Genomic DNA, 20,762 nt, shown 5'->3' with positions numbered 1-20,762 from the left:
GCTTAATGACCCGGTGAGCCTAAAATGGCACTTTGCCAAGGATCATGTCGCGGTACATGACAAAGTCGCCGAGCAGGCTGTAGAGCGGATGCTGGAAAGTCGCAGGGCGGTTTTTTTCAAAGAAGAAGTGGCCAACCCAGGCGAAGCTGTAACCGGCCAGGGGAAGCACCCACAACAGTAGCCAGGCACTTTTGCCAATGGCAAAGGCCAGAATGAGAATGACCAGGCTGGTGCCGATGAAGTGCAGCCGGCGGCAAGTGCTGTTTCGGTGCTCACTTAAATAGTAGGGGTAGAACTGGGCAAAGCTGTTGAAGCGTTTGATGTTTCCCACGACTGCGATCTCTGTGGTTATTGTGCTGATGGCCAGATGTCCTACGGGGAGTTTATTTGAGTCTAGAGTGATCAGTGGTAACAGCCAGTGACAATAGGCGCCACTTTAGTATCCTTCTGAAATCAGCCGTGGGATGCGGCTCATCATGCAAGTAAACGCCATGAGCGAAAGAACGACTTCTGCAAGCTGGGCGATGGGGATTGTCGAAGCGCTGGAGATGGACGGTCTGGATTGCCGTGTATTGTTCAAGCAATTGGGGCTCGACTACGCGGCTCTGGACGACCCGGATGCGCGATTCCCTCAGGACTCCATGACGCGGCTTTGGCAGCGAGCCGTGGAGCTGTCCGGCAATCCGGCGATCGGCTTGAACATGGGCAAGGTGGTACGCCCGGCATCCTTTCACGTGGCCGGTTACGCCTTGATGTCCAGTAGGACCCTGGCCGAAGGCTTTCAGCGGTTGGTGCGTTATCAACGGATAATCGCCGAAAGCGCTGACTTGAGCTTTCGTCTTCTGCCCGAAGGCTATGCGCTGATTCTGACCGTGCATGGCGATCATCTGCCGCCGACCCGGCAAAGTGCCGAGGCCTCGCTGGCCTGTGCGCTGGCATTATGTGGCTGGCTGACCGGGCGCACCTTGCAGCCGCGCCAGGTGTTGGTCGAAGGCGATCAGCCAGCCAATATCGAACCCTACAAACAAGCCTTCCACGCGCCGTTGGTGTTTAACGCGCCGTACGATGCGCTGATTTTCGAGCGGGCGGACATGGAAGCACCGCTACCGACGGCCAATGAGGCGATGGCTCTGCTGCATGACCGGTTTGCCGGTGAGTATCTGGCGCGGTTCTCTGAAAGTCGGGTCACGCACAAGGCGCGGCAGGTGTTGTGCCGCCTGTTGCCCCAGGGCGAGCCCAAGCGTGAAGCGGTCGCGCAGACTCTGCACTTGTCTCAGCGCACTCTGCAACGGCGTTTACAAGAAGAGGGCACCAGTTTCCAGACACTGCTTGACGACACCCGTCGCGAGCTGGCTGAGCAGTATCTCGCGCAGCCAGCCATGAGCCTGCTGGAAATCGCCTATCTGCTGGGTTTCGCCGACCCGAGTAACTTCTTCCGGGCCTTTCGTCGCTGGTTCGATGTCACGCCCGGTGAATACCGGGTGCGGCTGCTGGAGGCACCGGCGTTGCTCAATGACGCCAAAACGCCGGAATACACAGCACGAACACGGTGATGATTTCCAGTCGACCAAGCAGCATGCCGAGCGAAAGAATCCATTTGGCGGCATCCGGCAGCGTGGCGAAATTGCCGGCCGGGCCGATGGTCTCACCCAGCCCCGGGCCAACGCCGGAGACGGTGCTGGCCGCGCCGGTCAGGGCGGTCATCCAGTCCACGCCCAGCAGCGACAGCGCCAGGGCGATCACGCAGATGGTGATGGCGAAGAAGAACGAGAACATCAGAATCGAGCGGACGATTTCTTCGTCGAGACGATGACCGTTGTACTTCTGTTTGATCACTGCCCGCGGGTGAATCAACTGATTAAGGTTGGCCTTGAGCAGGATGTAGGCGACCTGAAAACGGAAGATCTTGATCCCGCCGGCGGTCGAGCCGGAGCAACCGCCGACAAACCCCAGATAGAAAAACAGCATCAGTGAGAAGTTGCCCCACAGGCTGTAGTCGCCCAGAGCAAACCCGGTGGTGGTGACCACCGAGGTGACGTTCAGCGCCACATGCCGCAAGGCGTCCAGCCAGTGCAGGTTGGTGGTCCACCAGTACCAGGTGCCCAGCACCAGCCAGGTCACGAGTAACATCCCGAGCAAGCCTTGAACCTGCTGGTCCTTGATCAACGCCCGGCGATTGCCGCGCAAGGTCGCAACGTAGAGGGTAAAAGGCAGGCTGCCGAGGATCATGATCACCACCGCGACCCAATGCACCGCCGGTTGAGTCCACTTGGCCAGGGATTGGTCGGAGGTCGAAAAACCGCCGGTGGAAATCGCTGACATGGCATGGTTGACGGCGTCGAACGGGCTCATCCCGGCCAACCAGAACGCCAGGCTGCCAAGGATGGTGATGCCGACGTAGGCGCCGACGATCAGTCGGGCCACCATGTGCGAGCGCGGCATGACCTTTTGCGAGCGGTCCGAGGACTCGGTCTGGAACAACCGCATGCCACCGATGCGCAGCAACGGCAGAATCGCCACCGCCATACCGATAAAGCCGATCCCGCCGAGCCAGTGAAGCAGCGAGCGCCAGATCAGAATGCCGGGAGACATGGTGTCCAGGCCGCTGAGCACGGTGGAACCGGTGGCAGTGATGCCGGACATACTCTCGAAAAACGAGTCGGTGTAACTGATGTGTTGGGTCAGCAGGAACGGCAGCGCGGCGAAGACGCAGACCACCACCCAGCTGGTTACGGTGAGCAGGTACATGTCCCGCGGGCGCAGGTGAATGTGCTCTGGACGTCCGGGAATCACCAGCGCAAGGCCTGCGATAAAGGTGATCATGCTGGCCCAGAGGAACGATGGAAGATCGCTGGTGCGTTCGAAAATCAGCAGGGTCGCCATCGGTACGACCATGCTGATGGCCAGGGTAATCAGGAAGATGCCGATAATGAAACCGATAATCCGTAAGGTCGGCAACGCCATGAGGTCCGCTCGGGCTGATAAGGGAAGGGCGCCATTCTACCTGCGGGGCAGGGCATGTAAACGGGCCTCCCCAGGACCGCCGTTGCGACCGTCACCAAACGTCAGCAGACCTTGGGCAGTTACCGCTAGAATGGCCGGACATTTTTCTCAGGAGGTAGCCGATGCAGGCTCTCGACGTTTTGCTCAACCGTGTTTCCGTGCCGCGTTTGCTCGACCCGGCGCCCACAGCGGCGCAACGCGAAGTTCTGTTTGGCGCTGCGTCGCGGGCCCCGGATCACGGCCAACTACGGCCATGGCGCTTTCTGACGGTCGAAGGCGCGGCACGCGAGCAATTGGGCGAGTTGCTGGTCGAAGCGGCGCAGTTGCAAGGTGGTGACGTGACCCAGGCTGCGTTGGACAAGGCCCGCGCCATGCCGATGCGCGCGCCGTTGGTGGTGGTGGTCATTGCGCGATTGCAGGATCACTTCAAGGTACCGAAGTCCGAGCAATTGCTGGCCGCCGGCTGTGCCGCCCACGGTATTTTGCTGGCCGCCTATGCCCAAGGCATCGGCGCGGTGTGGCGTACCGGTGAATTGTCCTATTCGCCCCATGTTGCCAAAGGCCTGGGGTTGGCCGAGGGCGAAGAGGTGATTGCCTTCCTGTACCTCGGTACACCGCAGAATGAGCCGCGTACGGCACCGAAGGTAGACCTCACCGAGTTTGTCAGCGCCTGGTCGGCCAGGACCTGATGATCGTTCCCACGCTCCTGCGTGGGAATGCCTCATTGGACGCTCTGCGTCCATTCTGTGACGCAGAGCGTCACGGGCTGCATTCCCAGGCGGAGCGTGGGAACGACATCTATCATCTACGCGACCGTCCCGGGCACCAACGGCAAATCCAGGCTGGCAATGAATCCGCCCTCCGGGTGATTGGCCAGGATCAAATTACCGCCATGTCGTTCCGCCGCCCGGCGGGCGATGGCCAGCCCGAGGCCATGCCCCGGAGCAGTCTGGCCGGGCGCTCGGTAGAACGGTTCACCCAATTGGCTCAGATGTTCAGCGTCAACGCCCGGCCCATGGTCGCGCACGCTGATGACAATCCTTTCCCCTCGCCGTAACGCCAGCATTTCAATCGGCTGCCCTGCCGGATTGAAGCGCTGGGCGTTACGCAGCAGGTTATCCACGGCGCGTTCGATCATCGTTGGCCAACCCTTGAGACTCAGCTGTGATTCCATCTCAATCCTCACGTTTTGCTCGGCTGAGTTGAGCAAGGCGTCTTTTTGCAGGTTGTTCAGCAGCCCATTGAGATCAATCTCTTCAGCGCTGGCGTTGTCGGCATCCACCCGTGCCAGCACCAGAATTTCACTGATCAAGGCTTCCAGGCGATCACACTCACGGGTCAGCCGTGGCCAGAGTTTTTCTCGTTCTTCAGGGGTGGCGCGCTCTGCCAATGCCAGGGCGATACGCAGTCGGGCCAGTGGAGAACGGAGTTCGTGGGAGACATCGCGAAGCAATTGCCGCTGGCTGCCGATCAGGCTTTGCAGGCGTGCGCCCATGCGGTTGAAGTCGTTGGCCAGCACGCCGAACTCATCACGACGATTGGCCAGTTTCGCCAGGCTGTTTTGTTGATAGGTGGTCTGGCCAAGGTCGTGCACCGCGCCGCGCAAACGGCTAAGGGGGCGGGTGATGGAGAGAGTGACCAGCAGACTGAATAAGGTCAGCACCACCAATGCAATACCCAAGGCGCTGAGCGGCCAAAGCAGGCTCTCACGGTGCCAGGCATTCAGCTCGGGGTGCGGAATACGGTAGATCAGCAGGTAGGTATCACCGGTTTTCGGGCTGGTGTATTCGACGGTCAGCCGGCGCCACGGCAGGCGTCGGTCATCATTGTTTTGCCGTGCTTCGAAGGCGGCCGCGCGACGTGGAAAGGTGCCATGCACCACCGGGTCGCCACTTTCATTGAGCACCTGGACATCGATGTGATACTGGCGCTTGCGTTGCTCAAGAATATCCTGCGCAGCCTCTTCGCCTTGGGTCTCAAAGGTCTGTGTCCAGTCTTCGGCCAGGGTATTGAGGCCGGGGTGGCGGCTGAGGATCCAGGCGTCCTGATTCAACATGTGCCCGAGCAGGATCGAAAGCCCTGCAACCAAGGCGATAGCCAGCCAAAAGCTGGCTAGGATGCGCCAGAACAATGAACGCACGGGAAGTCCTCAACAAAGAAAGCCCAACGGCGTGAACCGTTGGGCTGGAAATGAGCGCTAACGCATTATTGCGCTTTTTTCGCTTGTTGCGCTTTCCAGGCCTGGAATTCGGCCCATTCAGCGCGACGCTCGGCCTGCTTTTTCTGAATCTCGTCGAATTGCTTCTGCTGATCAGGTTTCAGCAGTGCGCGAACCTCGGCTTCGGCCTTCTTGTGTCTGGCAGCCATTTCGTCTTTCAAGGCTTTCTGATCGGCTGGCGAGAGTTTTTCCAGGTAGGTTTCGATCAGGTGCTGACGCTCACGCATCTGTTCGCCCATGATTTTGCCAATCTGATGACGCTGTTCGCGACTCAGGTCCAGTTGACTGTACGGACCTTTGCCGTGCATGTGCTCGCTGTAGCGCGGGCCGTCCATTGGACCCATCGGGCCCGAGCCTTCTGGCATGGCCATGGCAACGGTCGGCAGGGCAGCCGCGAACATCAGAGCGATAAGGGTCTTGCGCATCGTGTATCTCCTGTTTCGATTCCGGTGAGTCCGGATGTGTGCAGATTACGGAGATCAAGGTCAGCGGCGGTCAGCGGAGCGTAAAGCTTGGGTAAAGATGTTTTTGGGCGGATCTGACAAATCCAGTACTTTGCCGATTTCTTCCTGACGAAGCATGACCTGTGTAGCAGCTGCCGAAGGCTGCGTTCGGCTGCGAAGCAGTCGTGATCCGGACAACTCGGGCAACCTGAAAGACCGAGCTGTTTGCTTTTACGACTGCTGCGCAGCCGAACGCAGCCTCGCGGGCTCGGCAGCTGCTACAGGAAATGGTGTCGGGCTTACAGGCTGTAGTAGTAGCCGCGGCTGCGCAGGGCAACGATGCGTGGACGACCATCAGGGTGCGGTCCGATCTTTTTGCGCAGGTTGCTGACGTGCATGTCCAGGCTGCGGTCATATAGCGTCAGTTTGCGTCCCAGAGCGATCTGCGCCAGTTCCTGTTTGTCCAGCGGCTCGCCCGGTTGCTTGAGCAGTGCTTCAAGCAAGCGACTCTCGGAGATGGTCAGGGTGAATTCCTGCTCATCGATACTGACTACGCCACGGACCGGGCTGAAACACAGGTCACCCAGCTCGAGCTGGCTGGACACCGCCGTCGGATGGCTGCGACGCAGCACGGCGCGCAAACGGGCGGTCAACTCCCGTGGATCGCAGGGTTTGGCCAGGTAATCGTCAGCGCCCAATTCCAGACCGAGAATGCGGTCCAGCGGCTCGCCGCGGGCCGAGAGCATCAGCACCGGCAAATCCGGATGATCGTTGCGCAGTTGCTTGAGCAGCTCCAGACCGCTGCCGTCAGGCAGCATCACGTCCAGCACCACGGCGGCTGGCGCGGCTTGGGCCAAGGCGCGGCGAGCGCTCAGGCCATCGTGGCAGGCATGCACCTGAAAGCCTTCCTGGCTCAGCCAACTGGTCAGGAGCTCACACAGCTCCTGGTCATCATCTATCAGTAACAGGTCGCTCATGACTCACTCAATTTAGCCATTGCCGACGTTGTCTACGTCCGCCACTGGCGAAGATACCGCAGAGCAGGGCCAATAGCGCTACTCCGGCACCGGTGACGAACCACCGCTGCTGATCGGTCAGCAGGTGCGGTACCGAGCTGGCCTGGGTTTCCTTGAGTTGCAGCTTGAGGCGCTGGTTCTCTTGGTGCAGACGGGTCAGCTTGGCGCTCTCGCGTTCGGCATCGGCACTTTGCAATTGTTTGTTCAGCTCATCGCGCTGGCGTTCGCTTTCTTTCAAACGCTGCTGCAACTCGGTGATCTGACTGCCGGCGCTCAGGGACAGAGGCGTTGAATTGCCCGAATCAGAGCGTTCTTCGGCATGGGCAGGGACCCCGATCGATAACATGACCAACAGCAGACACAACGGACCTTGGCGCATCGGAACTCCTGATTCCAATCGAGTGTTAGGCAAGTTGTCGGCCGTTAAACGAGAATAATGAGCGATTGAGCGCGCGATGAACCGACAGGATTCACCGCGCAAGGGACACTTTACGGCAGGACTTGCTTGAATGGCTTGACCAGAACACTGGCGTAGACGCCTGCCGCGATGTACGGATCGGCATCGGCCCAGGCTTGGGCGGCCGTCAGCGAGTCGAACTGGGCGACGATCAGGCTGCCGGTAAAACCTGCAGCGCCCGGATCATTACTGTCGACGGTCGGGTGCGGACCTGCCAGCACCACGCGACCTTCGGCCTGCAGCTGTTGCAGCCGCTCCAGATGCGCGGGGCGTGCAGCCAGGCGATTTTCCAGGGAATTGGCGACGTCTGTAGCAATAATTGCGTAAAGCATGTCAGTCCTCGGTTTTCGGAGTGGTGGTGTCGGCGTCATGCAGGTGGCGGGACAGGTAGATACCCTGGCCGACCAGGAACAGCAGGGTCATGCCCAGGCTGCCGAAGACTTTGAAGTCGACCCAGTAGCTCTGGAAGGTAAAGGCCACGAACAGGTTGGCACCGCCACAGAACAGGAAAAACGCGATCCAGGCAATGTTCAGGCGGGTCCAGACCGGGTCCGGCAAGGACAGCGCGTGGCCCATGATGCGTTTGATCAGCAGTCGGTCACCAATGAAATGGCTACCGGCAAAAGCCACGGCGAATAGCCAGTTGACCACCGGGGCTTTCCACTTGAGGAAGGTTTCGCTGTGGAAGGCGAGGGTCAGGCTGCCGAAGACCAGGCAGGCGATCAACGTCAGCCATTGGCTTTTTTCCAGCTTGCGCTGGGAAACGAACAACGTGCCGTAAACCACCAGTGAACTGATGATCAGCATCGCGGTGGCGCTGTAAATACCGCCTACAGTCAGCTCATGGCCGGCGATGTCGACGACCCGAGGATCGATTTTGTAGACGATGAAAAACAGGAACAGCGGGATGAAGTCGATGAATTGTTTCACAGTGGCAGCCAGAAGCAGGATGTGGCGGCATAATAACAAACATCTTAGGCCGCGAAAGCGCCAGCTGATTTGAGGTTACAGAGTCCTGTGAATGTTGATTTGCACTGCCATAGCACGGCCTCCGATGGCGCCCTGGCGCCTGCGGCACTGGTTGCGCGTGCGTTCGAGAGAGGCGTGCGAGTCCTGGCCTTGACCGACCATGACACCCTCGAAGGCCTGGAAGAGGCCCGCAGTGCAGCAGTTGCGCTGGGTATGCAACTGATCAACGGTGTCGAACTGTCCTGTACCTGGGGCGGTGCGACCATTCATGTATTGGGCTATGGTTTCGACATTAATGCCCCGGCTTTGGTCGAGGCCATCGGCAAGTTGCACCACGGTCGCTGGCTAAGGTCCGAAGAAATCAGCCGCAAACTTGCGCTCAAAGGCATGCCGGGAGCGCTGGAAGGTGCCCGGGCGGTTCAGCAGGAGTTGGGGGACAGCGGCAATGCACCCGCTCGACCGCACTTCGCTGATTACCTGGTACGTGCCGGTTTCGTGAAGGACCGCGCCGAGGCATTTCGCAAATGGTTGGGCGCCGGCAAGCTGGGGGACGTCAAGCAGCATTGGCCGACCCTGGAGGAAACCGTCGAGACGCTGCGTGCGGCGGGCGCCTGGGTCAGCCTGGCACATCCTTGGCACTACGATTTCACTCGCAGCAAACGTCGTCGCCTGATTGCCGACTATATTCAAGCGGGTGGCCACGCGATTGAGGTAGTCAATGGCCATCAGCCCGCCGAGCAGGTGGGCAGCCTGGCTATTCTGGCTCGTGAATTTGGGCTGCTGGTCAGCGCCGGCAGTGATTTCCATGGACCTGGAGGCTGGTCCGAGATTGGCGAATACCGTCCGCTCCCGGAGGATCTGCCGCCGCTTTGGTGTCGGTTCAAACATGACCCAATTATTGCCGCCGTCTGAACAGGTAGAGAATGTGAGTCAATTTTTCCAGATTCATCCGGAAAACCCGCAAGCGCGCCTGATCAAACAGGCTGTTGAGATCATCAGGTCCGGTGGGGTGGTGATCTATCCAACTGACTCCTCCTACGCCATTGGTTGCCAGATCGGCGACAAGAACGCCATCGAACGTGTCCGTCGTTTGCGGCAACTGGACGACAAGCACAACTTCGCGCTGATCTGCAGCGACCTGTCGCAACTGGGGCTGTTCGCCAAAATCGATACCGGTACCTTTCGCTTGCTCAAGGCCCATACGCCGGGCCCGTACACGTTCATTCTCAACGCTACCCGCGAAGTCCCGCGCCTGTTGCTGCACCCCAAGAAGCGGACCATCGGTCTGCGGGTGCCGAGCCATCCGATTGCCCTGGCGTTGCTTGAAGAGCTGGGGGAGCCGCTGATGAGCGTGACGCTGATCATGCCCGGTGAGACTGAGCCAATGAGCGATCCTTACGAGATGCGCCAAATGCTTGAGCATCAAGTCGATCTGATCATCGATGGCGGTTTCGGCGGCATCAAGGCGTCCACGGTGATCAATCTGGCTGATGGCGAGCCTGAAGTGATCCGTGTCGGTTGCGGCGACCCGGCGCCGTTCACGGTCGAAGCCTAGATGTCTGCAGTCGAATCAGTGGACAGCCAGGCGGGAGCGCAGCAAGAACTGCCGTTCGCCATGGTCTATGGCCAGGCGGTCATGGAAATGCCGCTGGACCTGTACATCCCGCCGGATGCGCTCGAGGTTTTCCTCGAAGCCTTCGAAGGCCCGCTGGACCTGCTGCTGTACCTGATCCGCAAACAGAACATCAACATTCTTGACATCCCGGTGGCGGAAATCACCCGCCAGTATATGGGCTATGTCGAGTTGATGCAGTCGGTGCGCCTGGAGCTCGCCGCCGAGTACCTGGTCATGGCGGCAATGCTCGCCGAGATCAAATCGCGGATGCTGCTGCCTCGGTCTAGTGAGATCGAGGTGGAAGAAGACGATCCGCGCGCCGAGCTGATCCGCCGCTTGCAGGAATACGAACGCTTCAAAGCCGCGGCAGAAGGCATCGACGGGTTGAGCCGGGTAGGGCGCGATGTGGTGGTGCCCAGGCTCGATGCCCCGGAAGCCCGGGCGCGCAAATTGTTGCCGGACGTGAGCCTGGAAGAGTTGCTGATGTCCATGGCCGAAGTCCTGCGTCGTGGCGATATGTTCGAAAGCCATCAGGTCAGCCGCGAGGCGTTGTCCACCCGTGAGCGCATGAGTGATGTGCTCGAACGCCTCAAGGGCGGCGGCTTCGTGCCCTTTGTCGAGCTGTTCACCGCTGAAGAAGGCCGCCTGGGTGTGGTGGTGACCTTTATGGCAATCCTCGAGCTGGTCAAGGAATCTTTGGTCGAGCTGGTGCAGAATGAGCCTTTTACGGCTATCCATGTGCGGGCGCGAGCCGAATAACGAGCCGAAATCAATGAATCTGAGTGAACCCCGCGAGCTGGCGCCATTGCTTGAAGCCTTTCTGTTGGCCTCGGGAAAGCCGCAAACCATGGAACGTCTGTTTGAGCTCTTCGAAGAGGGTGAGCGGCCGGAACCTCCGGTTTTCAAGAAAGCCCTGGAGATCTTGCGCAAATCCTGTGACGGCCGGGCCTTTGAGCTCAAGGAAGTCGCATCCGGTTATCGCCTGCAGATTCGCGAGAAGTTCTCGCCTTGGGTTGGGCGACTGTGGGAAGAGCGGCCGCAGCGTTATTCCCGGGCCATGCTGGAAACCATGGCCTTGATCGCCTATCGCCAGCCGATAACTCGGGGCGAGATCGAGGATGTGCGCGGTGTGGCAGTCAACAGTCATATCGTCAAAACCCTGCTCGAACGTGAGTGGATCCGCATCGTTGGTTACCGCGAAGTGCCAGGTAAACCGGCGATGTTCGCCACCACCAAAGCCTTTCTCGACCACTTCAACCTGAAAAATCTCGACGACCTGCCGCCGCTGGCCGAACTGCGTGAGCTGGAGCCCGATCCGATTCTCGATTTCGACGACGCACCAGTGCCGCAGAGCCTGCAAGAGCTGGCCGATGCCAGCGCCGAGCCGGAAGAACCGAAAGACGAAACCAGCTTCCATACCCTGTTGCTGGAACTGGACTCGATGGAGGAAGGGATCAAGACCGACTTCGACGATTTGCTTCGGGATGGGGCAGTGAACGAGACCAGCGTCGAGAGCGAGACCGAAGTCCAAGCCGAAGCACAACCCGAAATTGAGGTTGAGCTTCACGTTGAGGCTGAAGCCGAAACTGAGGAAGAGCAGGAAGACGACCTTATCGGCGTCGCAGAGGCCCGCGCCAAACTGCTGGCCGCTGTCGCCGCGCTGGAGCAAGCAACACCAGTCTTGAGCGACGAAGAAGCCGAAGCCCAGGCCCTCGCCGAAGCAATCGAGAACGAAAGACGCTTGCTGGAAGAGTGATCGTTCCCACGCTCTGCGTGGTAACGCATCCCGTGACGCTCTGCGTCGCAGCCGAAGGCGGACGCAGAGCGTCCATGGCGGCATTCCCACGCAGAGCGTGGGAACGATCTGATCACCTTTCCCCTCACCGGTCGGCGGAAAAACAACTAACCGACCGTTTATCCGCTAGTCTCTGATGCGCGAACAGCGCCATGCGCGTATGATTCGCGACCCTTTGGCGATCCTTGCGCCCAAAGACCAGCTTTCAACGCTTCAGGCCAGGCCTGAACAGACCACACCGGGAGGTGCCCAGATGAGTGACAACGACCAGAAAGACAGCCAGGAAATCGGCCCAGCAGGCGAAAAACTGCAGAAAGTCCTCGCCCGTATCGGCGTTGGCTCGCGCCGTGACGTAGAGGCCTGGATCAGCCATGGCCGGATCAAGGTCAATGGCAAAGATGCCACCCTTGGCCTGCGCGTCGACCTGCATGACGCCATCACTATCGATGGCAAGGTGATCAAGCGTGAAGAGGCCGCCGAGTCGGTGCGCCGCGTGATCATGTACAACAAGCCCGACGGCGAAATCTGCACCCGTGACGACCCTGAAGGCCGTCCGACCGTGTTCGATAAAATGCCGCGTCCGAAAGAAGGTCGCTGGATCAACATTGGCCGTCTGGACATCAACACCACCGGTCTGCTGATGTTCACCACCGACGGTGAGCTGGCCAACCGTCTGATGCATCCTTCCTACGAAATGGACCGCGAGTACGCGGTGCGTGTGCGTGGCGAAGTCGATGACGAGATGATCGAGCGGCTCAAGGCCGGCGTGGTCCTCGAAGACGGCCCGGCGAAGTTCACCGATATCAAGCAAGCACCGGGCGGCGAAGGCTTCAACCATTGGTACCACTGCGTAGTGATGGAAGGCCGTAACCGTGAAGTGCGTCGTTTGTGGGAATCCCAAGGGCTGGTGGTCAGCCGTCTGAAGCGTGTACGTTTTGGTCCGGTGTTCCTCAACTCCGACCTGCCGATGGGCCGCTGGCGCGAAATGAGCCAGTACGAAGTCGATATTCTCAGCGCTGAAGTCGGCTTGACGCCGGTCGCCATGCCGCAGATGAACGCCAAGAGCAAAGACAAGCTTGAGCGTATGCAACGCAAATCGTCCCGCCCGGTTGGCAAGGCCGAGCGCGTGCGGACCCTGCGTCCAGCCGCTGGTGCACCTGCCGCTGGCCCGCGTCCAGTCCGCGAGCCGCAGATCGAAGGCGAGCGCCCGGCGCGCAAACCTGCTCCACGTCAGGATGGCGAGCGCGGCCCACGCACTCCGCGTCCGGCTACCGGTCGCGGTGCTCCAGCAGGCGGTCGCAGCGATCGTGGTACGCCAGTGGCAGACCGTCCGGCCGACACCAAGCGTCCAGCCAAGCCTGGGCCAAAGTCCAAACGTCCGGGTATCGGCCTGGTCGACAGGGATGCGCCATCCGGCAAGCGCCGTGGCGCACCGGCCGGCTCCGGTCAGCGTCCAGGCTTTGGCCGTCGCAAGCCTGAGTAAGCGGTAAGCTGCAAACAAGAACGCCAACCCCAGGGTTGGCGTTTTTTTTTGCGCTTCGTATTGATCGTTCCCACGCTCTGCGTGGGAATCCCGCCTTGGACGCTCCGCGTCCGCTTTGGCAGTGACGCAGAGCGTCACGGGATGCATTCCCACGCGGGAGCGTGGGAACGATCATGTGTTGCACTTAAAACACAAACCACCCATCAAACACCATCTTATGGGCGTTGTGATTTGATCGTTCCCACGCTCTGCGTGGGAATGCCGCCTTGGACGCTCCGCGTCCGCTTCGGCAGTGACGCGGAGCGTCACGGGATGCATTCCCACGCGGGAGCGTGGGAATGATCATGTGTTGCACTTAAAACACAAACCACCCATCAAACACCATCTTATGGGCGTTGTGATTCAGCAAATGGCCAATCCCTGGCGGATCTGTATTGGAAATTTTGCGTGCCGCCTCGTAAACAAATATTTACGAAATTCCAGCTTTCCACCCATGGAATCGACAATTCATCCCAACCGTAAGGAAAACCTGCCGGAAAAGTGTTGAAGCGAGCTATTCCAAGGCTCTGCCCCGGTTGTTTCGCAAGGCTGGTGAGGGTGTTATGCGCCCCATGCCTGTCGTGCAGGCCATAACAACAAGGAGGCGCAATGAACGCTGTGACTCATTTTCTGCGAGGCGAAATCGACTTCGCCCTTAGCGACCACCCATGTGGGTATGTCCATTCCTTTGCTGCTATTGAAGACCATCGAGCAAGCCCCAGCCTGACGCTGCGTAATCCGCGCTGACCAAGCGGTGTCTGGCAGCAGGAGGTTACGGGTGTACAATGCGCGGCGTTTTAACTGTGACTCAACTGCGTATCCGCGCATTTTGCGCCTGTCGGCTGTCATGACTCGCTGCGAGCTTTTGCTCCCGGCAACCCGCTCGATTGCCCAAGGCCAATAAACTCAAGGCTATCCGCCTTGTTCACTCCGCCGCGTCACAAGCGTGGTGGGTTCGATCTCGTCACAGATAAAAACAAACAGGTGACGCATGACCCGTGAAAAAACGCTGAACTCCTGGTGCCTGCGCTGGGGTTTGATCTGTGCTGCTTAAACCCGTATCCAAGCAGCAACGTAAAACGAACATCATCAAACCTTGCGTGAGACCCTTTTAATGAGTGGACAAAACTCGCATTCAGGTACGCTTCAGCGCGGCCTGAAAAATCGCCATATTCAACTTATCGCCCTCGGTGGCGCGATCGGTACCGGGTTGTTCCTGGGCTCCGCCGGCGTTCTGAAATCGGCCGGTCCGTCGATGATCCTCGGCTACGCGATCTGCGGCTTCATTGCCTTCATGATCATGCGCCAACTGGGCGAAATGATCGTAGAAGAGCCGGTGGCCGGTTCGTTCAGCCACTTCGCCCACAAATACTGGGGCGGATTTGCCGGCTTCCTGTCGGGCTGGAACTGCTGGATCCTCTACATCCTGGTGGGCATGTCGGAGCTGACCGCGGTCGGCAAATACGTGCACTACTGGTGGCCGGATGTCCCGACCTGGGCTTCGGCAGCCCTGTTTTTCGTGATGATCAACGCGATCAACCTGGCCAACGTCAAAGTCTTTGGCGAGGCCGAGTTCTGGTTCGCGATCATCAAGGTCGTGGCCATCGTCGGCATGATCGCCCTGGGTAGCTACCTGCTGGTCAGCGGTAATGGCGGCCCACAGGCTTCAGTCAGCAACCTGTGGGAACACGGCGGTTTCTTCCCCAATGGCGTCAGTGGTTTGGTGATGGCCATGGCGATCATCATGTTCTCCTTCGGGGGCCTGGAAATGCTCGGTTTCACTGCCGCCGAGGCTGACCAGCCGAAGACCGTGATCCCGAAAGCCATCAACCAGGTGATCTACCGGATCCTGATTTTCTACATCGGCGCACTGGTGGTGCTGTTGTCGCTGACCCCATGGGACAGCCTGCTGGTGAGTTTGAACGCGTCCGGCGATGCCTACAGCGGCAGCCCGTTCGTTCAGGTGTTCTCGATGCTCGGCAGCAACACCGCGGCGCACATCCTGAACTTCGTGGTCTTGACCGCCGCGTTGTCGGTGTACAACAGCGGTACTTACTGCAACAGCCGTATGCTGCTGGGTATGGCCGAGCAGGGTGATGCACCGAAGGCGCTGGCGAAGATCGACAAGCGCGGCGTACCGGTGCGTTCGATTCTGGCGTCGGCGGCGGTGACCTTCGTCGCTGTGGTGCTGAACTACCTGATCCCGCAACATGCACTGGAATTGCTGATGTCGCTGGTGGTTGCGACGCTGGTAATCAACTGGGCGATGATCAGCTTCTCGCACTTCAAGTTCCGTCAGCATATGAACCGTACCAGGCAGACCCCGCTGTTCAAGGCGCTCTGGTACCCGTACGGCAACTATATTTGCCTGGCGTTCGTGGTGTTTATTCTCTGCGTCATGCTGATGATTCCGGGCATCCAGATATCGGTCTATGCGATTCCGGTGTGGGTGGCGTTCATGTGGATTTGCTACGGCATCAAGAACAAGCGCAGTGCTCAACATGCGTTGAGCGTGGCCGGTTCTGCGGTGAAGTAAGCGCAACCTGCTGACAACAAACCCGGCCTGTGCCGGGTTTGTTGTTTCTGGGCTTTTTGTTTATTGAAACGGGTAGACCCGCGTATCCTGAAGGCCCTGAAACCGGATCGTTTTCCATGCTGGTGATTTCCAACAATGTGCATCTGCCAGATGCCGAGATCGAGTTGACCGCAATTCGCGCCCAGGGCGCGGGTGGGCAGAACGTCAACAAAGTCTCCAGCGCGGTGCATTTGCGCTTTGATATACCGGCTTCGTCCTTGCCACCGTTCTACAAGGAGCGGCTGTTGGCGCTGCGCGACAGCCGGATCACCAGCGAAGGGGTGATCATCATCAAGGCGCAGCAGTATCGGACCCAGGAACAGAACCGCGCTGATGCGCTGGAGCGCCTGACCGAGCTGATCCTCAGCGCCACCAAGGTCGAAAAGAAGAGGCGTGCAACCAAGCCGACCCTGGGTTCGAAGAAGCGTCGGCTGGAATCCAAGACCAAGCGTGGTTCGATCAAGGCCGGGCGCGGCAAGGTCGATTTCTAGTTCAGGCAGTAGTGGCCGCGCGCTCTTCACGGTATTTCGGCGCTCGCCGGTACAGGTAGATGCTCAGTATCAAACCGGCCATGGCGGCCAATGCGGCGAACAGGAAGATCGAGGCAAAACCAAAGCCTGCCGCAATCGCCCCGGCCAAGGGGCCAGTGATGCCCAGCGACAGGTCGATGAACAGCGAATAGGCCCCGACCGCCGCACCACGGCTGGAGGCCGGTACCAGATTCACCGCTTCCACACCCAGGGCCGGGAATACCAGCGAAAACCCGAAGCCGCTCAGCGCTGCGCCAGCCAGCGCCCAGTGGGCGTTCGGGGCCAGCCACAGGAGCAAGAGCCCGAGGATTTCTACCGACAGGCAGGCAATTGCCACACGAAAGCCGCCGAGGCGGTTGATCAGGTTGCCGAACAGCAGTCGCGCACCGATGAAGCAGGTACCGAACAGGCTCAGGCAGAGTACGGCGTTGGACCAGTGCTGAGTGGCGTAGTACAGCGTAATGAACGTGGCGATGGTGCCGAAACCGATTGAGCCAAGGGCCAGGCCGCAACCGTGGGGCAGCACACGCCCCAATACATGCAGGAACGGCAAGCGCTCGCCGGCCACGATCGGCGCGGCGATTTTTGGCCAGGCCAACAGCAGGCCCAGTGCAGCCAGCAACAAAATGCTGACGCCCATGCTCCATAGTCCCAGTTGATTGACCAGCAATACCCCCAGCGGAGCACCAATGGCCAGCGCGCCGTAACTGGCGATGCCGTTCCAGGAAATAACCTTGGCGGTGTTCTGCGCGCCGACCCGGCCAATACCCCAGCCAATCGAGCCGGAACCCACCAGGCTTTCGGCGCTGCCCAGCACCAGTCGGCCGATCAACAGGCTGATCAGGCTCAGGGCCGGCATGCTCTGCAGCCAGGCCGAGAGCAGCATGAACACACCACTCAAACCGCAACCGGCCAGGCCGTACATCACTGCACGTTTGCTACCGAGGTTGTCGATGATCCGGCCGGCATAAGGACGGCTGAGCAGGGTGGCGAGGTATTGCACGCTGATCACCAGGCCCGCGATCACCGCGCCGAAGCCCAGATCGCTGTGCACGTAACCTGGCAGCACGGCCAGGGGAATACCGATATTCAGATAGCCAATGAAGGTGAAAAGTACGATAGAAACGACTTGCAGCGTGACCGCCATGGGGCGTTGGGTATCTGGCATCGGTAAAGGTCCACTGGCGCAGCAGGATAGATAGGCTGCTTATGATACCGATGGTTGCGCCGATGCAGGGGGGCTAAAACGAAAAACTATCTCGCCGACGATGAGGTTCCGGCAGCGGTTTGATCAGGATGAGAAAAATCAGGATTTGGCAGGTGCCAGCATCTGCGTGGCGACCAGAGCGGCGAGCGCATTTTCCTGGGTGCCGAAGCGTTGCAGCAGGGTGGTTTGTTTTTCTGGAGTGAGGCGATTCCAGACCTCGATCATTTTTTCAGCGGTGTCGATCAGGATGCCGGCTTGGGTTTCGCTGAAATTGTCGGTCATGGTTCGGGTCTCTGGCGTTCAGGCTGTGTGGAAAGCGCATGAATCAGCGCTTTCCACACGGTCTGGGTATCGCGTTCAGTCTTTGCTGTCGGCCTTGCGGCGTTCAGCTGCTTCTTTTGGCTCGGGCTGATGGGCGCCGGCTTGCCGCGGGGTTGTCTGCTCAGTTTCGTGCAGGCTTGGGAAGGGGAGATTAGGGATCTCGTGCATCGTAGTCGCTCCTCGCAAGGTCTGTTTTTAAATCGCTGGTAGATCCACGCTTTTAAAAAGCCTGCGCAGCATACAGCACTGGAAAAGACAAAAAGGCTTTTATATCCAGTTGTTACGACGGATGGGGTTGTCTAGACAGGTGAAGGGGTGAGCCAGCAGGGAAGGAGATGCAATCTGCAAAACACCACAGCTCTAGTGTGGGAGCGGGCTTGCTCGCGATGAACGATGACACGGTTTTCTGATAAACCGCGCCGCCTGCATCGCGAGCAAGCGAAGCGTCGCCCGGCCCTTCCCACATTAGATTTTCGTAGCCGCGAGCCCGTGCTTTGCCAAAATTATTACGCGCAAACCTCAGCAATCGCTTCAGCCAGCAAATCCAGGCGCGTCGCATCGATACCGGCGACGTTGGCGCGCCCGGAACTGACCATGTACACGCTGTGGTTTTCCCGCAGGCGCTGCACCTGTGTCGGAGTCAGGCCGGTGTAGGAAAACATTCCGCGCTGTACGCCAATGTGCGCGAAGCGCTCGCCAAGACCATGAGGGCCAAGGGCTTCCACCAGGCCTGAACGCAGTTGTGCAATACGCAGGCGCATGGCCTCGACCTCATCGGCCCAGAGGCTTTTCAGCTCTGGATCGCCAAGGATGGTCGCGACAACCGCTGCGCCATGATCCGGCGGTGTCGACCACAGGTTGCGGGCGATAAAGGCCAGTTGGCTACGGATATCCAGCAACTTGTCGGCATTGGCCGCGCAGACGATCAGTGCGCCGGTGCGTTCACGGTACAGACCGAAGTTTTTCGAACAGGAGCTGGTGATCAGTAACTCAGGCAGTGCTTCTGCGAACAGGCGTACCGCCCAGGCGTCCTGCTCCAGACCGTCACCGAAGCCCTGGTAGGCGAAGTCGATCAGTGGTAACAGTTCGCGACTGCGCACGACCTCCAGCACCCGACGCCAGTCATCGCGGGACAGATCGAAACCGGTGGGGTTATGGCAGCAGGCATGCAGCAGCACAACGTCGCCCTTGGGCGCCAGTTTCAGAGTCGCCAGCATGGCTTCGACGTCGAGGCGGTTGTCGCTGCCGACATACGGATAGTGACTGACCTTGAGGCCAGCCGCCGCGTAGATGGTTTCGTGGATCGGCCAGGTCGGGTTGCTCAGCCAGATGCCACGGCCCGGCAGGCAGCGGGCGATGAAATCGGCGCTCAGACGCAATGCGCCGGTGCCGCCAGGTGTTTGGGTCGCGCCAGCACGCTGGTGGGCGAGCAAGGCCGAGTCCGCACCCAGCACCAACTCATTGATGACCTTGCCGAACGCCGCGTCGCCGTGACCACCGATGTAGGTCTTGGTGGTTTGCCGGTCGACCAACCGTTGCTCGGCCAGCTTCACTGACTGAAGAATCGGCGTCAGGCCCTGGGCGTCTTTGTAGACGCCAACGCCCAGGTCGAATTTGTGCGGGTTGGTATCCGAAGCGTAGGCCTCCATCAGGCCGAGAATCGGGTCGCCGGGCACTCGACCGATGGCATCGAAATGCATTATTTGCGGCCCTCGGCGTCTTTGGCCACTTCGTCAGTGCGCGCGGCCATGATGAAGTCGTTGCGGTGCAGGCCCTTGATCGAGTGGCTCCACCAGGTCACGGTGACTTTGCCCCACTCGGTGAGCAGGCCTGGGTGGTGACCTTCGGCCTCGGAGATTTCGCCGACAGCGTTGGTGAAGGCCAGGGCAAATTTGAAATTTTTGAACAGGAAGACTTTTTCCAGCTGCATGACGCTATCGCGTACTTCAATGTTCCAGTCAGGAATCTGCTTGATCAATACCGGCAGTTCTTCGTCGCTGACTTGAGGAGCGTCGGCACGGCAGGCTTCGCAATGGGCTTGGTTCAGAGTGGACATGGTGTATTCCTGAATTCGGTTCTTATTGAAAACTACTATTTTTTTGAGAGCGTCGCGAGTGCTGCCGTTCTCAAGCCGCCTTGGGCCTAGGCGGAAATTTTGGTGCGTGCAAGCCCAGCTGCATGCCGCGCTGGACCATTCCCATGATGTCTTCATGAGCCAGGTCGAACAGGCGCTTCAAGTCAGGCAAGACAAAGTACAGCGGTTGCAGGATGTCGATGCGATATGGCGTGCGCATCGCTTCCAGTGGGTCAAAGGCCTGATGTTCAGGCTCTGCGGACAAGCTGTAAACCGTTTCTTTGGGTGAGGAAAGAATACCGCCGCCGTAGATGCGCTTACCTTGCGGTGTGTCGACCAGGCCGAACTCGATGGTCATCCAGTATAGCCGCGCCAGGTAAACCCGCTCCTCCTTGGAGGCCTGCAGGCCAAGCTTGCCGTAGGTGTGGGTAAATTCAGCGAACCAGGGGTTGGTCAGCAACGGACAGTGGCCAAAGATCTCGTGGAAAATGTCCGGCTCTTGCAGGTAATCCAGCTCTTCGCGGGTGCGAATAAAGGTCGCCACCGGAAACTGTTTGTTGGCCAGCAACTCGAAAAAAGTCTGGAAGGGAATCAGCGCCGGAACCCGGGCGACTTGCCAGCCGGTGGTGGCGCCCAGCACCTGATTGATTTCGCCGAGCTGCGGAATGCGATCGTGAGGCAAGCCGAGTTTTTCAATGCCGTCCAGGTATTCCTGGCACGCACGACCCTGGACCACTTTCAGTTGGCGAGTGATCAGCGTATTCCACACCGCATGTTCTTCGGCGGTGTAGTCGATAAAACCTTGCGCATCGGGCTCGCGGGCCACGTATTGCGTCTGCTTCATGCTGCTCTCCTGCGAGGGGATTCGTTCTTGTTATGTCCAGCTATGTCCATAGAGATAGCTCAGAGAAGAACAAGTTGCAGCACCTTGGTCGCAGCGTAAGCGGGAATTTCCCCTGCTATTTGTAAAGTTTTCGTTACGTAACGACCCCGATCCCACACTCATTGAGATTTGTC

Annotated in this window: 22 protein-coding genes; 9 read left to right on the top strand and 13 right to left on the bottom strand. The window is 59.3% G+C overall.

The window, feature by feature from the left end; all coding sequences use genetic code 11:
• Positions 1–19: 19 nt before the first annotated feature.
• Entirely contained in the window at positions 20–331 is a 312-nt protein-coding gene (locus AC07W5_RS22365) for an Mpo1-like protein (protein WP_494994276.1), read from the bottom strand.
• Between the two features lie 160 nt (positions 332–491).
• On the opposite strand from AC07W5_RS22365, the gene AC07W5_RS22360 reads away from it, so the two are divergent.
• On the top strand, positions 492–1,553 hold the full coding sequence (locus AC07W5_RS22360; RefSeq protein ID WP_495024346.1) for an AraC family transcriptional regulator: 1,062 nt from the start codon (positions 492–494) through the stop codon (positions 1,551–1,553).
• Here the strand turns inward: AC07W5_RS22360 and AC07W5_RS22355 are convergent.
• Positions 1,510–2,964 (bottom strand): TrkH family potassium uptake protein, encoded by a 1,455-nt coding sequence (locus tag AC07W5_RS22355; protein ID WP_495024345.1) that lies wholly within the window; start codon positions 2,962–2,964, stop codon positions 1,510–1,512. The genes AC07W5_RS22360 and AC07W5_RS22355 overlap by 44 nt on opposite strands.
• 161 nt (positions 2,965–3,125) lie before the next feature.
• Between AC07W5_RS22355 and AC07W5_RS22350 the strand changes: the two genes are divergently transcribed.
• Entirely contained in the window at positions 3,126–3,692 is a 567-nt protein-coding gene (locus AC07W5_RS22350) for a nitroreductase family protein (RefSeq protein ID WP_495012241.1), read from the top strand.
• Between the two features lie 116 nt (positions 3,693–3,808).
• On the opposite strand, the gene AC07W5_RS22345 is transcribed toward AC07W5_RS22350, so the two are convergent.
• The 6 genes from AC07W5_RS22345 to AC07W5_RS22320 form a co-directional block, all read right to left on the bottom strand.
• Positions 3,809–5,143, bottom strand: a complete 1,335-nt coding sequence (locus AC07W5_RS22345) for a sensor histidine kinase (protein WP_494994272.1) — start codon at positions 5,141–5,143, stop codon at positions 3,809–3,811.
• A gap of 65 nt (positions 5,144–5,208) precedes the next feature.
• A complete protein-coding gene (locus AC07W5_RS22340; RefSeq protein ID WP_495024344.1) occupies positions 5,209–5,646 on the bottom strand; it encodes an LTXXQ domain protein in 438 nt (145 codons plus the stop codon).
• A 317-nt stretch (positions 5,647–5,963) separates the two neighbouring features.
• On the bottom strand, positions 5,964–6,641 hold the full coding sequence (locus tag AC07W5_RS22335) for a response regulator transcription factor (protein ID WP_494994270.1): 678 nt from the start codon (positions 6,639–6,641) through the stop codon (positions 5,964–5,966).
• Between the two features lie 7 nt (positions 6,642–6,648).
• Positions 6,649–7,059, bottom strand: coding sequence for an SH3 domain-containing protein (locus tag AC07W5_RS22330; RefSeq protein WP_495024343.1), 411 nt, complete (start codon positions 7,057–7,059; stop codon positions 6,649–6,651).
• 110 nt (positions 7,060–7,169) lie between these two features.
• On the bottom strand, positions 7,170–7,469 hold the full coding sequence (locus tag AC07W5_RS22325) for a YciI family protein (RefSeq protein WP_495024342.1): 300 nt from the start codon (positions 7,467–7,469) through the stop codon (positions 7,170–7,172).
• Position 7,470: 1 nt separating this feature from the next.
• Positions 7,471–8,067 (bottom strand): septation protein A, encoded by a 597-nt coding sequence (locus AC07W5_RS22320; protein WP_494994267.1) that lies wholly within the window; start codon positions 8,065–8,067, stop codon positions 7,471–7,473.
• A gap of 87 nt (positions 8,068–8,154) precedes the next feature.
• On the opposite strand from AC07W5_RS22320, the gene AC07W5_RS22315 reads away from it, so the two are divergent.
• From AC07W5_RS22315 to arfB, 7 genes are all read left to right on the top strand, one after another.
• Positions 8,155–9,018 (top strand): PHP domain-containing protein, encoded by an 864-nt coding sequence (locus tag AC07W5_RS22315; RefSeq protein ID WP_494994266.1) that lies wholly within the window; start codon positions 8,155–8,157, stop codon positions 9,016–9,018.
• Positions 9,019–9,031: 13 nt separating this feature from the next.
• Entirely contained in the window at positions 9,032–9,661 is a 630-nt protein-coding gene (locus AC07W5_RS22310) for an L-threonylcarbamoyladenylate synthase (protein ID WP_494994265.1), read from the top strand.
• Positions 9,662–10,480, top strand: a complete 819-nt coding sequence (locus AC07W5_RS22305; RefSeq protein WP_495012237.1) for a segregation and condensation protein A — start codon at positions 9,662–9,664, stop codon at positions 10,478–10,480.
• Positions 10,481–10,493: 13 nt separating this feature from the next.
• Positions 10,494–11,477 carry an SMC-Scp complex subunit ScpB gene (gene scpB / locus AC07W5_RS22300; RefSeq protein WP_495012236.1) on the top strand — a complete coding sequence of 328 codons (984 nt, stop codon included), beginning with the start codon at positions 10,494–10,496 and terminating at the stop codon, positions 11,475–11,477.
• Positions 11,478–11,769: 292 nt separating this feature from the next.
• Complete coding sequence (gene rluB / locus AC07W5_RS22295; RefSeq protein WP_494994262.1) at positions 11,770–12,999, top strand: 23S rRNA pseudouridine(2605) synthase RluB; 1,230 nt, start codon at positions 11,770–11,772, stop codon at positions 12,997–12,999.
• A 1,153-nt stretch (positions 13,000–14,152) separates the two neighbouring features.
• On the top strand, positions 14,153–15,574 hold the full coding sequence (locus AC07W5_RS22290; RefSeq protein ID WP_495024341.1) for an amino acid permease: 1,422 nt from the start codon (positions 14,153–14,155) through the stop codon (positions 15,572–15,574).
• 116 nt (positions 15,575–15,690) lie between these two features.
• Complete coding sequence (gene arfB / locus AC07W5_RS22285) at positions 15,691–16,104, top strand: alternative ribosome rescue aminoacyl-tRNA hydrolase ArfB (protein WP_495012232.1); 414 nt, start codon at positions 15,691–15,693, stop codon at positions 16,102–16,104.
• Between the two features lies 1 nt (position 16,105).
• On the opposite strand, the gene AC07W5_RS22280 is transcribed toward arfB, so the two are convergent.
• The 5 genes from AC07W5_RS22280 to phhA all read right to left on the bottom strand — a co-directional run bounded on the left by AC07W5_RS22280 (position 16,106) and on the right by phhA (position 20,589).
• Positions 16,106–17,311, bottom strand: coding sequence for an MFS transporter (locus AC07W5_RS22280; protein WP_495024340.1), 1,206 nt, complete (start codon positions 17,309–17,311; stop codon positions 16,106–16,108).
• 138 nt (positions 17,312–17,449) lie between these two features.
• Positions 17,450–17,632 carry a hypothetical protein gene (locus AC07W5_RS22275; RefSeq protein WP_494994258.1) on the bottom strand — a complete coding sequence of 61 codons (183 nt, stop codon included), beginning with the start codon at positions 17,630–17,632 and terminating at the stop codon, positions 17,450–17,452.
• A 545-nt stretch (positions 17,633–18,177) separates the two neighbouring features.
• A complete protein-coding gene (locus tag AC07W5_RS22270) occupies positions 18,178–19,371 on the bottom strand; it encodes an amino acid aminotransferase (protein ID WP_494994256.1) in 1,194 nt (397 codons plus the stop codon).
• On the bottom strand, positions 19,371–19,727 hold the full coding sequence (locus AC07W5_RS22265) for a 4a-hydroxytetrahydrobiopterin dehydratase (RefSeq protein WP_419119313.1): 357 nt from the start codon (positions 19,725–19,727) through the stop codon (positions 19,371–19,373). The genes AC07W5_RS22270 and AC07W5_RS22265 overlap by 1 nt, the downstream gene beginning before the upstream one ends.
• 70 nt (positions 19,728–19,797) lie before the next feature.
• Positions 19,798–20,589: a phenylalanine 4-monooxygenase gene (gene phhA, locus AC07W5_RS22260; protein WP_494994255.1), complete on the bottom strand. Its 792-nt coding sequence runs from the start codon at positions 20,587–20,589 to the stop codon at positions 19,798–19,800.
• Positions 20,590–20,762 lie beyond the last annotated feature (173 nt).

Source organism: Pseudomonas sp. GW821-FHT01E05, assembly GCF_059422425.1.
Note: the sequence above shows the minus strand (reverse complement) of the source record. Positions and strands in the feature narration are given on the sequence as shown.